Source organism: Pseudomonas sp. P110(2024) (assembly GCF_057480795.1).
This window is the reverse complement of sequence record NZ_JBLIYT010000003.1, coordinates 391,979-405,069: the sequence shown is the minus strand read 5'-3', so window position 1 is coordinate 405,069 and position 13,091 is coordinate 391,979. Positions and strand designations below refer to the sequence as shown.

The window sequence follows — 13,091 nt, the reverse complement described above, 5'->3', positions numbered from 1 at the left end:
TTTGCCTTAACCTGCCTCCAGGCCGGGAAACCCCGGCCCAGAGGGCCTTGCATCGGGCTTACTTGCCCGACTTGATCTTGGTCCAGCTGCGGGTGATCTCGCGCTGGGCGGTCTTTTCCGGCGCCTTGATGGCGTACAGCTTGGCCTTCACTTCATCGGACGGGTAGATCGCCGGATCGCTGGTGATCTCTTTGTCCACCAGCGGGGTGGCTGCCTTGTTGCCGTTCGGGAAGCGCACGGCATTGGTGATGCCGGCCATCACTTCCGGTTGCAGCAGGAAGTCCATGAACTTGTAGGCGGCCTCGACGTTCTCGGCGTCTTTCGGAATGGCGACCATGTCATAGAAGGTGCCGGCACCTTCCTTCGGAATGGTGTAGCTCAGCTTGACCTTGTCGCCGGCCTCGTGGGCACGGGCCTTGGACTGCTCCAGGTCACCCGAGTAACCCACGGCCACGCAGATGTTGCCGTTGGCCAGGTCCGAGATGTACTTGGAAGAGTGGAAGTAGGTGATCGAAGGACGGATCTTCAGGAACAGGTCTTCCGCGGCCTTCAGGTCTTCCTTCTTGGTGCTGTCGCTGGGCAGGCCCAGGTAGTGCAGCGCGGCCGGGATCATCTCGGTCGGGGCATCGAGGAAGCTCACGCCGCAGCTCTTGAGCTTGGCGATGTTCTCAGGCTTGAACACGGCGTCCCACGAGTCGATCTTGTCCACGCCCAGCGCGGCCTTGACCTTCTCCGGGTTATAGCCGATGCCGATCGAACCCCACATGTAAGGGAAGGCGAACTTGTTGCCTGGGTCGCTGGCATCGCCCACGGCCTTGAGCAGTGCCGGGTCGAGGTTCTTCCAGTTGGGCAACTTGGAGCGGTCCAGCTCTTGATAGACGCCGGCCTTGATTTGCTTGGCCAGGAAGTTGTTCGATGGCACGACGATGTCGTAGCCCGACTTGCCCGCCAGCAGCTTGGCTTCGAGGGTCTCGTTGCTGTCGAAGACGTCGTAGACCACCTTGATGCCGGTCTGCTTCTCGAAGTTGGCCACGGTGTCCGGGGCGATGTAGTCCGACCAGTTGTAGACGTGCAGCACCTTGTCGTCAGCCTGAACAGCGGTCGCCATGGCACCCATCAGGGCCGCGGCCAGCAGCGTCTTGCCCAATTTCTTCATGCGTAATGCTCCAGAATTTATTATCAAGCCATCTGTTCAGCAGCCAGGTACCACGGGACGCGCGCTGGGCGACTAAACAGCCGTTAGTCTGGCAAGTTACAAGGCGCTGTTTCAACAGAAGCAGGGCCTTGTAACGACTTAATGTCACCTCGCCAGCCTAGCAGACTGTCATTTGACCGCTTCGTAGGTCAGGTCCAGGCACTTGCGCGCCTTTTCCACCAGTTCGTCGATCTCTTCGCGACTGATCACCAGCGGCGGCGCGATGATCATGGTGTCGCCCACCGCGCGCATCACCAGGCCGTTCTCGAAGCAGTGGGTGCGGCAGATCATGCCAACGCCCTTGCCCTCGTAACGGCTGCGGGTGGCCTTGTCCTTGACCAGCTCGATCGCGCCGAGCAGGCCCAGGCCGCGTACCTCGCCCACCAGCGGATGGTCCTGCAGCTCACGCAGTCGTTTTTGCAAATACGGTGCCGTTTCGTTGCGGGCACGCTCGACAATCTTCTCGTCACGCAGGATGCGCAGGTTTTCCAGACCCACCGCCGCCGCCACCGGGTGGCCGGAGTAGGTGAAGCCGTGGTTGAAATCGCCACCTTCGCTGATCACCTTGGCCACTTTGTCACGCACGATCACACCGCCCATGGGGATGTAACCGGAGGTCAGGCCCTTGGCGATGGTCATCAGGTCAGGCGCAAGGTCGTAGTAGTCGGAGCCGAACCACTCGCCGGTGCGACCAAAACCGCAGATCACTTCGTCGGCAACGAACAGGATGTCGTACTTGGCGAGGATCTCCTTGATCTTCGGCCAGTAGGTCTCAGGCGGAATGATCACCCCACCGGCGCCCTGGATCGGCTCGGCGATGAAGGCGGCGACATTGTCCTCGCCGACTTCGAGAATCTTCTTCTCCAGCTGTTCGGCCGCCCACACGCCGAACTCATCCGGCGTCATGTCGCCACCCTCGCCGAACCAGTACGGCTGCGGGATATGCACGATGCCCGGAATCGGCAGGCCACCCTGCTCGTGCATGCCGCTCATGCCGCCCAGGCACGCACCCGCAAAGGTGGAACCGTGGTAGCCGTTGATGCGGCCGATGATGGTCTGCTTGTGCGGCTTGCCCTTCAGCGCCCAGTAATGACGGACCATGCGCAGCACGGTGTCGTTGCCCTCGGAGCCGGAGCCGGTGAAGAACACATGGGTCATGCCCTTGGGCGCCACGTCGGTGATCGCCTTGGCCAACTCCAGCGCCGGCGGGTGAGCGGTCTGGAAGAACAGGTTGTAGTACGGCAGCTCACGCATCTGCTTTTCTGCCGCCTGCACCAGCTCTTCACGACCATAGCCGACCGCCACGCACCACAGGCCGGCCATGCCGTCGAGGATCTTGTGCCCCTCGCTGTCCCACAAATGCACGCCCTGCGCCTTGGTGATGATGCGCGGCCCCTTCTCCTTCAGCTGCTTGTAGTCACTGAAAGGTGCAAGGTGGTGCTCGCCGCTCAGGGTTTGCCATTCACGGGTTTGCGGGTTGTTGACGCTCATGTGCCTCTCCATTTTCCGGTGGCCGCCCGCAGGCGGCCTCAGGGTTGATCACACAGCAAACAGCAGGAACTCACGCTCCCAGGAGCTGATGACGCGCTTGAAGTTCTCATGCTCGGCGCGCTTGGTGGCGACGTAGCCGGTGATGAATTTCTTGCCCAGGTACTGCACCAGCGCGCGGCTGTTCTCCATGCGCTCGAGGGCGTCCTCGATGGTCAGCGGCAGGCGCAGGTTGCGCCGCTCGTAACCACGGCCCTGCACCGGCGCGCTGGCCTCGATGCCTTCGACCATGCCGATGTAGCCGCACAGCAGGCTCGCGGCGATGGCCAGGTAGGGATTGGCGTCGGCGCCCGGCAGGCGATTCTCGACCCGGCGATTCTGCGGGCCGGCATCGGGTACGCGCAGGCCAACGGTACGGTTCTCTTCGCCCCACTCGACGTTCACCGGTGCCGAGGTGTCCGGCAGGAAGCGGCGGAACGAGTTGACGTTGGGGGCGAACAGCGGCAGCGCCTCGGGGATGAACTTCTGCAAGCCGCCGATATGGTGCAGGAACAGCTTGCTCATGCTGCCGTCGGCGTTGGAGAAGATGTTCTTGCCGGTGGCCACGTCGACCACGCTCTGGTGCAGGTGCATCGCGCTGCCCGGCTCGCCGGTCATGGGCTTGGCCATGAAGGTGGCGGCCACGTTGTGCTTGAGCGCGGCCTCGCGCATGGTGCGCTTGAACACCAGGATCTGGTCGGCCAGGTGCAGGGCATCGCCGTGACGGAAGTTGATTTCCATCTGCGCGGTGCCGTCCTCGTGGATCAGCGTGTCGAGGTCCAGCTGCTGCAGTTCGCACCAGTCATAGACGTCCTCGAACAGTGGGTCGAATTCGTTGGCCGCCTCGATGGAGAACGACTGCCTCCCAGTTTCCGGACGGCCGGAACGACCCACCGGCGGCTGCAGCGGAAAGTCCGGGTCTTCGCTACGCTTGGTGAGGTAGAACTCCATCTCGGGCGCGACGATCGGCTGCCAGCCCTTGTCGGCGTAGAGTTTCAGGACCTTCTTCAATACGTTGCGCGGCGACAGTTCGACCGGGTTGCCCTTCTTGTCGTAGGTGTCGTGGATCACCTGGGCGGTCGGCTCGATGGCCCACGGTACGAGAAACACCGCGTTCTCGTCGGGGCGGCAGATCATGTCGATGTCGGCCGGGTCGAGCAGTTCGTAATAGATGTCGTCGTCGACGTAGTCGCCGGTTACGGTCTGCAGCAGCACGCTTTCAGGCAGGCGCATGCCTTTCTCGGCGATGAACTTGTTGGTGGGCGAGATCTTGCCGCGGGTGATGCCGGTCAGATCGCTGATCAGGCATTCCACTTCGGTGATCTTGTGCTCTTTCAACCAATCGGTGAGCTGGTCGAGGTTGTGACTCATAAATACCTCAGGAGGTAATGTGGCGCGATTGAAGGCAACCGGCGGCCACTGACGCCAGGCGTCGGGCAAAGTCGGCGCGCAGGGCGCCGAGGGGCCTGGAAAGGCCCGCGCCTTGATTCTGGATGCTGTGCATGGCTAAAGCAAAAACCCTCGCGCAGGACGACAGTGGAGGCACGCCATGACGGCGCGTCCGGACAGAAAGCGAAGGGCAGAAGGAAAGGAGGTGTTGCGGTAAAGCGTTACGAGGTATGGTTTTTTTTCGCGAACCGTCAATTATTGCGGCCAGCGCGGCGCCCCTTTGATACAGGCGTGCGATGACCGGACGGCAACCGGGAGATGTACCTGAACGCACCGTGCATGCGGCGCTGACAGGTCTCGGCAAGCGGACCATGTGACCCTCGTATTATTGTGTTCTGGGTTGTGACCGAGCTTATCCTCGTTCATTTTTTTACACAACCTCTCCGTAAAAAATAAAACACGCCCCGCTCGGGATAACCCTTCAGGGCAAAAATAGCGGATAATGGCACGCCCCGATATGCAGCAAATCTGCCGTAGATGTGCCATTTAAGGGCATCATGGGGTTGGCTTGACTTCACCTGGTCTTTCCGATTGACTGAGGTTGCAAGCCCCCCTTGATTGATATTTTTAACAACAAAGGTGTTGCATCATGTCGGTACCCCCGCGTGCCGTTCAGCTTAACGAAGCGAACGCGTTCCTTAAGGAACATCCTGAGGTTCTCTACGTTGACCTTCTGATTGCAGATATGAATGGTGTGGTGCGTGGCAAGCGCATCGAGCGCACCAGCCTCCACAAGGTTTACGAGAAAGGCATCAACCTGCCTGCCTCCCTCTTCGCCCTGGATATCAACGGTTCAACCGTCGAAAGCACAGGCCTTGGCCTGGACATCGGCGACGCCGACCGTATCTGCTACCCCATCCCCGGCACCCTCTCCAACGAACCCTGGCAGAAGCGCCCGACCGCGCAACTGCTGATGACCATGCACGAGCTCGAAGGCGAGCCCTTCTTCGCCGACCCGCGCGAAGTACTGCGCCAGGTGGTGAGCAAGTTCACCGAGATGGGCCTGACCATCTGCGCCGCGTTCGAGCTGGAGTTCTACCTGATCGACCAGGAGAACGTGAACGGCCGTCCGCAGCCGCCGCGCTCGCCGATCTCGGGCAAGCGCCCGCAGTCGACCCAGGTCTACCTGATCGACGACCTCGACGAATACGCCGACTGCCTGCAGGACATCCTCGAAGGCGCGAAGGAGCAAGGCATCCCGGCCGACGCCATCGTCAAGGAAAGCGCCCCGGCGCAGTTCGAAGTCAACCTGCACCACGTCCCCGACCCGCTCAAGGCCTGTGACTACGCGGTGCTGCTCAAGCGCCTGATCAAGAACATCGCCTACGACCATGAAATGGACACCACATTCATGGCCAAGCCCTACCCGGGCCAGGCAGGCAACGGCCTGCATGTACACATCTCCGTGCTGGACAAGGATGGCAACAACATCTTCACCAGCGAGGATCCCGAGCAGAACGCCGCGCTACGTCACGCTGTCGGCGGTGTGCTCGAGACCCTGCCTGCCTCGATGGCGTTCCTCTGCCCGAACGTCAACTCGTACCGCCGTTTCGGCGCGCAGTTCTACGTGCCGAACGCGCCGAGCTGGGGCCTGGACAACCGCACCGTGGCCCTGCGCGTGCCGACCGGCTCGCCGGACGCCGTACGCATCGAGCACCGGGTGGCCGGCGCCGACGCCAACCCGTACCTGATGATGGCGGCCGTGTTGGCCGGCGTGCACCACGGTCTGACCAACAAGATCGAACCGGGCGAGCCGATTGAAGGCAACTCGTACGAGCAGCTGGAGCAGAGCCTGCCGAACAACCTGCGCGATGCCCTGCGCGAGCTGGACGACAGCGAGATCCTCAACAAGTACATCGATCCGAAGTACATCGACATCTTCGTCGCGTGCAAGGAGAGCGAGCTGGAGGAGTTCGAGCATTCGATCTCCGACCTCGAGTACAACTGGTACCTGCATACCGTGTAAACGAAAACGCCGCCCACAAGGGCGGCGTTTTTCTTTGCCATCGCATCGCGGGTCAAGCCCGCTCCCACGTGTGCCAGCCCGTGTACACCGTGGGAGCGGGCTTGACCCGCGATGGCATCAGAGCGGCTTCTCGAAGATCTTCGAATTGCGCTGGTAGTTGTACAGCGAAGCCCGCGCCGCCGGCAGCCGTTCCACGCCACTGGGTGCAAAGCCACGCTCACGGAACCAGTGCGCGGTGCGGGTCGTCAGCACGAACAGGGTGTTCAGCCCCAGCGCCCGCGCCCGCTCCTCGATGCGCTCGAGCAGTTCGTCGCCACGCCCGCCATGCCGGTACTCCGGGTTCACCGCCAGGCACGCCAGCTCCCCGGCTTCGGAATCGGCAATCGGGTACAACGCCGCGCAGGCGATGATCATGCCCTCGCGCTCGACCACGCTGAACTGCTCGATCTCCCGCTCCAGCACCTCGCGCGAGCGACGCACCAGGATGCCCTGCTCTTCCAGCGGGCTGATCAGCTCCAGCAGGCCGCCGACATCCTCGATGGTCGCCTCGCGCACCACTTCGAACTGCTCCTGAGACACCAGCGTCCCGCCACCGCCACGGGTGAACAGCTCGGTCAGCAACGCACCGTCCTCGGCATAGCTGACGATATGGCTGCGCGCCACGCCCCCCTTGCAGGCCTCGGCGGCGGCATCCAGCAGCTCGGCCTGGTAGTCGCTGCCCAGGCGTTGCAGGTGCGGCGCGATCTGCTGTGGCCGCAGCTCACGCACCAGTTGGCCATGCGCATCCAGCAGGCCAGGTTCAGCGCCGAACAGCAGCAGCTTGTCCGCGCCCAGTTCGATTGCGGCACGGGTGGCCACGTCCTCGCAGGCGAGGTTGAAGATCTCGCCGGTCGGCGAATAGCCCAGCGGCGACAGCAGCACGATGGAGCGCTCATCGAGCAGGCGGTTGATGCCTTTGCGGTCAACCCGGCGCACTTCGCCGGTGTGGTGGTAGTCGACCCCTTCGAGCACGCCGATCGGCCGCGCCGTGACCAGGTTGCCGGAGGCCACCCGCAGGCGCGAGCCCTGCATCGGAGAGGCCGCCATATCCATCGACAGGCGCGCCTCGATGGCCAGGCGCAAGGCGCCGACCGCATCGATCACGCAGTCGAGCGTTGCCGCATCGGTGATGCGCATGCCGTGATGATAGTGCGGGGTCAAGCCGCGGGCGGCCAGGCGGCTTTCGATTTGCGGGCGCGAGCCGTGGACCAGCACCAGCCGCACACCAAGGCTGTGCAGCAGCACCAGGTCGTGGACAATGTTGCCGAAATTCGGGTGTTCGACGCCATCACCGGGAAGCATGACCACGAAGGTGCAGTCGCGGTGGGCGTTGATGTAGGGAGACGCATGACGCAGCCAGTTGACGTAATCGGGCATGACAGGGCCTGTGGATAAGTGAACGGAGAACGAAAAGGCGCACAACGTTCGAAAGTCATCGTCGGAACAGGCTTGCGGTCACGCGCGGTCTCCTCTGGTCAGGGAAAGATCAATGGCTCAGGCAATAGTGCCGGATCAGGTCACGGAGTAGACGCACAGTAGGCTCGATTCGTGACATTTCCAGGTATTCGCCGGGCTGGTGGGCGCAGGCGATGTCACCCGGGCCGAGCACGATGGTCTGGCAACCGAGCTGCTGAAGATAAGGCGCTTCGGTGCCAAAGGCCACCGCTTCGGCGCGGTGACCGGTCAGGCGTTCGGCCAGGCGCACCAGTTCACTGTCGGCGTCCTGCTCGAATGGCGGTACTTCGGGGAACAGCGGCGCATAGTCGATACGCACGTCGTGGCGTTCGGCCAAAGGCGCGATCTTGCCGCGAATCGCCGCGCGCAGCTGCTCGACATCCATGCCCGGCAGCGGGCGCAGGTCGAACTCCAGGGCGCACTGGCCACAGATGCGGTTGGGGTTGTCGCCACCATGGATGCAGCCGAAGTTCAGAGTCGGCGTCGGCACCGTGAACTGCGGGTTGCGGTACTGCTCCTGCCAGGTACGACGCAGGCCCATCAGCTCGCCCATCACCGCGTGCATGGCTTCCATGGCGCTGCGGCCCAAGCTCGGATCCGACGAATGGCCACTGCGCCCGAGGATGTCGATACGGTCCATGAGGATGCCCTTGTGCATCCTGATCGGCTTGAGCCCGGTAGGCTCGCCGATCACCGCCGCCCGTCCGAGCGGCTGGCCGGCCTCGGCCAGAGCGCGGGCGCCGGACATCGAGCTTTCCTCGTCGCAGGTGGCGAGGATCAGCAGCGGTTGCTTGAAATCGTGCTCAAGCAGCGGGATGACCGCGTCGATGACCAGGGCGAAGAAGCCTTTCATGTCGCAGCTGCCCAGCCCGACCCAGCGACCATCGACCTCGCTCAGCTTGAGCGGATCGCTGCGCCACAGCTGCGGGTCGTAGGGCACGGTATCGCTGTGTCCGGCCAGCACCAGGCCGCCCGGGCCGGTGCCGCGGCTGGCCAGGAGGTTGAACTTGCCGGGGCTGACCTGCTGGATCTCGCAGGTGAAGCCCAGGTCGCCCAGCCAGCCGGCCAGCAGGTCGATGACCGCGCGGTTGGACTGGTCCAGCGCAGGCTGGGTGCAACTGACCGAGGGCGCGGCGATCAGGGCGGCGAACTGGTCTTTCAGCGACGGCAACGGCATGCGCGGACTCCTCGACGGCGTGAAAGGCATCATAACAATGGCGACCCGTCACCTGGCAATCCACAGCATCCTCGTGGAGCAAGTACTGTAGACTGCCCAGCAACGATGCCCCTCCTTCCGAGCCCGCGATGCACAAAGAAACCGAACTCAAACTCCGCGCCAGCCGCGAGACCCTTGCCGCCCTGCGCGAGCACCCCCTGCTGAAGAAGCGCAACAAGTCCGGCTGGCAGACCCGCGAATTGCTCAACCAGTACTTCGACACCCCCGAGCGCGACCTGTCCGCCGCCCGTGTCGCCCTGCGCCTTCGCCGTGATGGCGAGGTCATCATCCAGACCCTCAAGTGCCGTGGTCAGAGCGTCGCCGGCCTGTCCGAGCGCAACGAGCACGAGTGGCACCTGGACAAGGTCAAGCTCGACCTGAAGAAGCTCGACGCCACCTGCTGGCCCGAGCAACTGGCCGAGCTGGACAAGAAGACCATCAAGCCGCTGTTCACCACCGACTTCACCCGCGAGTACGCCGAGATCGCCTGGGGCCGTGGCAAGGCGAAGGTGGTGATCGAGGCCGCGCTGGACCAAGGTTTCGTGATCGCCGGCAAGCGCAAGGAAGAAATCTGCGAGCTGGAGCTGGAACTGCGTGAAGGTCCCCCTGAGGCGCTGTTGGAGCTGGCCGCCGAGCTGGCCGCCAGCCTGCCACTGATGCCCTGCGACATCAGCAAGGCCGAGCGCGGCTACCGCCTGCTCGATCCGGACAGCTACGAGTTGGGCCTGCCGGTGACCGAACTGCAGGCCGAGATGCCGCTGGACGACGCCTACGCCGCCCTCGCCTGGCAACTGCTGGGCAGCAGCCAGCGCCTGGCCGAGCAGTATCGCCACAATGGCCACTGGCGCCTGCTGCAGGACTGGGTCCGCTGCCTGGCCGAACTGCGCGCCCTCACCGCAAGCCTCGGCCAGGCCGCGCCGCGCCCGACCACCCGTGCCCTGCGCGCCAGCCTCGACGCGCTGCTGGAAGACTGGCGCCCGCTGGTGCTGGCCGGCAACGATGACGAGGACATTCGCCGCGCCGCCCCCGAGCAGTTCGCCGAAGAACTGGAAGACCCGCGCTGGGGCCAGTTCTCCCTGGAGACCGCACGTTGGCTGAGCGCCCGCGCCTGGACCGCCGAGCGCAAGGGCCGTGGCGAGCGCCAGGGCAAGGCGCAGCTGGCCAGCTGGCTGCAGCACCTGCTGGGTGAGGAGTCTCGCGCCCTGAAGCTGCCGCTGTACGTGCAGCGCCCGGAAGACCTGGCCGAACAGCTGCCACGCATCGAATGCGTGCAGAGCTGGCTGCACCACGCCCGCCAGGTGCTGGACCTGCCGCAACAGGACCGCCTCTACGGCGAGCTGAACAAGCTGCACGAACTGGCCGAGCACCCCCTGGTGGAAGAAGGCAAGGAAGAACTGCTCGAAGCCCGTATCGAGCAGGCCCGCGCCATTGAGCAGAACCGCGCCTGGAAACACCTGCTCAAGGCCTGAGTCCGCGCTGCCCGCTCCTGCACTTCGTGGGAGCGGCGGTGCGCCGTTGCGACTTGCCCCGCGATCGACTCGTCAGGGTCTCAATGGCAAGCTCGTGGTCGACTTGATCTCCGACAACGCCACGATCGAGTTCACTTCCTGGATACCCGGCACGTTCGACAGCTTCTCGAAGAAGAACCGCTCATAAGCCTCGATATCCGAGGTAACGATGCGCAGCAGGAAGTCCACCGCCCCCATCAGCACGTAGCATTCCAGCACTTCGGGAAACCCGCGGATCGCCTCGGTGAACTCGGCGAAGTTCGAGCGCCCATGCGCATTGAGTTTCACCTCGGCAAAGATCTGCGTGTTCAGCCCCACCTTCTTGCGATCCAGCAGGGTCACCTGCCCGCGGATCACGCCCTCCTCCCTCAAGCGCTGGATGCGCCGCCAGCATGGCGACTGCGACAGGCCCACGCGCTCGGCGATCTGCGCGCTGGACAGCGACGCGTCCTCCTGCAGCAGCTCGAGGATGCGCCGATCATAGGCATCCAATCCACCATGCATTATCAATTCTCCAGAACTCAACTTTGCGAATTAAACTATTCTCAATAGATAGAAAACGCTCAAATCATAGCGAAAAAATACCACCGCCAGCGTGCAAGAATTTCTTCACTTTCGTGGAGAAACGCCATGCACTCAGCCGAACAGCCCAGGATCGATGCCTGGGCCCCCAACACCGCCCACAGCACCGTCCACTATCGCCTGCAGGCCGAGGCGGAACCGGACAGCCTGTGCCGGGTGCTCAACCTGTTCGCCCTGCAGTTCCTCACACCACATAGCGTCCAGGTCAACCAGTGCGATGACCTGCTGGACATGGAAATCGGCATCGGCGGCCTGAGCTGGCACCGCGCCGAAGTCATCGCGCAGAAGCTGCGCAACCTGGTCTGCGTGGCCGATGTCAGCCTGGAGTGCCGGCCACGCCTGGCGCAGGCCGCCTCGGCCTGAACGCCCCCTGGCAAGATTCCGAAACCCTTTATTCACCCCACCATTGCGTCCTCTGACTAGCCTTGCCAGCGTCATGGATCACCTGGCAGGGATCTCGCCATGTTTGCCAACGCTAGCCAAGACCTGGACCTGAACCGGCTGCTCGACGCCTTGCTCGCCGAACAGCGGATCGCCGCCTGCGATGCGCTCAAGGCGCTCGAGCGGGCCAGGCAACACCCTGACGAGCATCCCCTGGAGCTGATCGCCGCGCTGGCCCTGGCAGATCCGTTACACCCTGGCCAGCACCTGGACCTGCATGCGCTCTGCCACTGGTTGGCCGATCAGGTGGGCCAGCCATTCCTGCACATCGACCCGCTGCAGGTCGACCTGGCACAGGTTGCCAGCCTGATGTCAGCGGCCTTCGCCGAACGTCACGGCATCCTCGCCGTGGCGCTGGACGACAGCAGCGTGACCGTGGCCAGCGCCCAACCCTATCGACGTGACTGGGAGGCCGACCTGTGCCACGGCCTGGGCAAGCGCGTGCAACGTGTGCTGGCCAGCCCCCGGCAGATCCGCCAACTGACGCCCACCTTCTTCGGCCTGGCGCGTTCACTGCGCAATGCCCAGCAGCCCCCGGCGCCCGGGCTCGGCGAACTGGAGCAGCTGCTGGAGCTGGGTGCCAGCCAGGCCCAAGCGGGCGCCGAGGATCAGCATGTGGTGCGCATTGTCGACTGGGTGCTGCAGTACGCCATCGAGCAGCGTGCCAGTGATATCCACCTGGAACCGCGCCGCGAACTGGGCCACCTGCGCCTGCGCATCGATGGCCTGCTGTACCCTGTCTACGCCTTCCCGGCGGGCGTCGCACTGGCCATGGTCAGCCGCCTGAAGCACCTGGGTCGGATGAACGTGGCGGAGAAGCGTCGGCCCCAGGACGGCCGCCTGAAAAGCCGCCTGCCGGATGGCGCGCAGATCGAGCTGCGCCTGTCCACGTTGCCCACGCCATTCGGCGAGAAGCTGGTGCTGCGTCTGTTCGATCCGCAGCTACGCCATGAAACCCTCGAGCACCTCGGCCTGGAGGCGCCCTTGCTGGCCCAGTGGAAAACCCTGCTGCAACGGCGCCAGGGCATCCTGCTGGTAACCGGCCCCACTGGCTCGGGCAAGACCAGCACCCTCTACGCCAGCCTGCGCCACCTGGCCACGCCCCAGGTCAACCTGTGCAGCATCGAGGACCCCATCGAGCGCCTGGAGCCGGCGATCAACCAGCTACAGGTGCAACCCGGCCTGGGCCTGGGCTTCGCCGATGGCGTGCGCGCTCTGCTGCGGCAGGATCCGGACATCATCATGATCGGCGAGATCCGCGACCAGGAAACCGCCCAAGTGGCGGTACAGGCGGCGCTGACCGGCCACCTGGTACTGTCCACCTTGCACACCGACGATGCCTGCGCGGCAATCACCCGCCTGCAGGAGCTGAAGGTGGCCGACTACCTGATCAGGGCCACGTTGCTGGGGGTCATGGCCCAACGGCTGGTGCGCACCTTGTGTCCTGCCTGCCAAGGCATGGAACACACCGATCGCCCCGCCTGCCAGACCTGTCGGGGCAGCGGCTTTCATGGCCGCACCGGGCTGTTCGAGCTGCTACGGGTCGACAGCGCGCTACGCCAGCGCATCACCCCAGGCGCCGACCTGGAAGTGCTGCGCCAGCAGGCGATCGCTGATGGCCTGCACGACCTGCGCCGCAGCGGAAGCCGCCTGGCCGAGCAACGGCTGACCTCCATCGAGGAGGTGCTACGGGTCTGTGGATAAGTAAGAAAT

At 64.0% G+C, this 13,091-nt stretch carries 10 protein-coding genes; 4 read left to right on the top strand and 6 right to left on the bottom strand.

Features of this window, described 5'->3' with window-relative positions; genetic code table 11:
• Positions 1–58 precede the first annotated feature (58 nt).
• The 3 genes from AC25ND_RS07010 to AC25ND_RS07000 form a co-directional block, all read right to left on the bottom strand.
• Positions 59–1,156: a polyamine ABC transporter substrate-binding protein gene (locus AC25ND_RS07010; RefSeq protein WP_011536274.1), complete on the bottom strand. Its 1,098-nt coding sequence runs from the start codon at positions 1,154–1,156 to the stop codon at positions 59–61.
• Between the two features lie 168 nt (positions 1,157–1,324).
• Complete coding sequence (locus tag AC25ND_RS07005; RefSeq protein ID WP_028688541.1) at positions 1,325–2,686, bottom strand: aspartate aminotransferase family protein; 1,362 nt, start codon at positions 2,684–2,686, stop codon at positions 1,325–1,327.
• Positions 2,687–2,734: 48 nt separating this feature from the next.
• Entirely contained in the window at positions 2,735–4,093 is a 1,359-nt protein-coding gene (locus tag AC25ND_RS07000; RefSeq protein ID WP_062359862.1) for a glutamine synthetase family protein, read from the bottom strand.
• Between the two features lie 667 nt (positions 4,094–4,760).
• Between AC25ND_RS07000 and AC25ND_RS06995 the strand changes: the two genes are divergently transcribed.
• A complete protein-coding gene (locus AC25ND_RS06995; protein WP_028688543.1) occupies positions 4,761–6,137 on the top strand; it encodes a glutamine synthetase family protein in 1,377 nt (458 codons plus the stop codon).
• A 117-nt stretch (positions 6,138–6,254) separates the two neighbouring features.
• On the opposite strand, the gene argA is transcribed toward AC25ND_RS06995, so the two are convergent.
• Positions 6,255–7,553 (bottom strand): amino-acid N-acetyltransferase, encoded by a 1,299-nt coding sequence (gene argA / locus AC25ND_RS06990; RefSeq protein WP_028688544.1) that lies wholly within the window; start codon positions 7,551–7,553, stop codon positions 6,255–6,257.
• Between the two features lie 109 nt (positions 7,554–7,662).
• Positions 7,663–8,808 carry an acetylornithine deacetylase gene (gene argE, locus AC25ND_RS06985; RefSeq protein WP_062359864.1) on the bottom strand — a complete coding sequence of 382 codons (1,146 nt, stop codon included), beginning with the start codon at positions 8,806–8,808 and terminating at the stop codon, positions 7,663–7,665.
• 128 nt (positions 8,809–8,936) lie between these two features.
• Between argE and AC25ND_RS06980 the strand changes: the two genes are divergently transcribed.
• Positions 8,937–10,316, top strand: coding sequence for a CYTH domain-containing protein (locus tag AC25ND_RS06980; protein WP_062359866.1), 1,380 nt, complete (start codon positions 8,937–8,939; stop codon positions 10,314–10,316).
• A 72-nt stretch (positions 10,317–10,388) separates the two neighbouring features.
• Here AC25ND_RS06980 and AC25ND_RS06975 read toward each other — a convergent pair whose 3' ends face one another.
• Positions 10,389–10,859, bottom strand: a complete 471-nt coding sequence (locus AC25ND_RS06975) for an Lrp/AsnC family transcriptional regulator (RefSeq protein WP_062359868.1) — start codon at positions 10,857–10,859, stop codon at positions 10,389–10,391.
• 126 nt (positions 10,860–10,985) lie between these two features.
• Here AC25ND_RS06975 and AC25ND_RS06970 point away from each other — a divergent pair, with 126 nt between their 5' ends.
• Positions 10,986–11,300, top strand: coding sequence for a hypothetical protein (locus AC25ND_RS06970; protein WP_062359870.1), 315 nt, complete (start codon positions 10,986–10,988; stop codon positions 11,298–11,300).
• A 99-nt stretch (positions 11,301–11,399) separates the two neighbouring features.
• Positions 11,400–13,082, top strand: a complete 1,683-nt coding sequence (locus AC25ND_RS06965) for a GspE/PulE family protein (protein WP_062359872.1) — start codon at positions 11,400–11,402, stop codon at positions 13,080–13,082.
• Positions 13,083–13,091: the final 9 nt, after the last annotated feature.

Bases quoted from the DNA above. Each gene is read 5' to 3' on its own strand.
- AC25ND_RS06995 (WP_028688543.1), top strand. From the start codon at position 4,761: ATGTCGGTACCCCCGCGTGCCGTTCAGCTTAACGAAGCGAACGCGTTC.
- AC25ND_RS07005 (WP_028688541.1), bottom strand. From the start codon at position 2,686: ATGAGCGTCAACAACCCGCAAACCCGTGAATGGCAAACCCTGAGCGGC.
- AC25ND_RS06970 (WP_062359870.1), top strand. From the start codon at position 10,986: ATGCACTCAGCCGAACAGCCCAGGATCGATGCCTGGGCCCCCAACACC.
- argE (WP_062359864.1), bottom strand. From the start codon at position 8,808: ATGCCGTTGCCGTCGCTGAAAGACCAGTTCGCCGCCCTGATCGCCGCG.
- AC25ND_RS07010 (WP_011536274.1), bottom strand. From the start codon at position 1,156: ATGAAGAAATTGGGCAAGACGCTGCTGGCCGCGGCCCTGATGGGTGCC.
- AC25ND_RS07000 (WP_062359862.1), bottom strand. From the start codon at position 4,093: ATGAGTCACAACCTCGACCAGCTCACCGATTGGTTGAAAGAGCACAAG.
- AC25ND_RS06975 (WP_062359868.1), bottom strand. From the start codon at position 10,859: ATGCATGGTGGATTGGATGCCTATGATCGGCGCATCCTCGAGCTGCTG.
- argA (WP_028688544.1), bottom strand. From the start codon at position 7,553: ATGCCCGATTACGTCAACTGGCTGCGTCATGCGTCTCCCTACATCAAC.
- AC25ND_RS06980 (WP_062359866.1), top strand. From the start codon at position 8,937: ATGCACAAAGAAACCGAACTCAAACTCCGCGCCAGCCGCGAGACCCTT.
- AC25ND_RS06965 (WP_062359872.1), top strand. From the start codon at position 11,400: ATGTTTGCCAACGCTAGCCAAGACCTGGACCTGAACCGGCTGCTCGAC.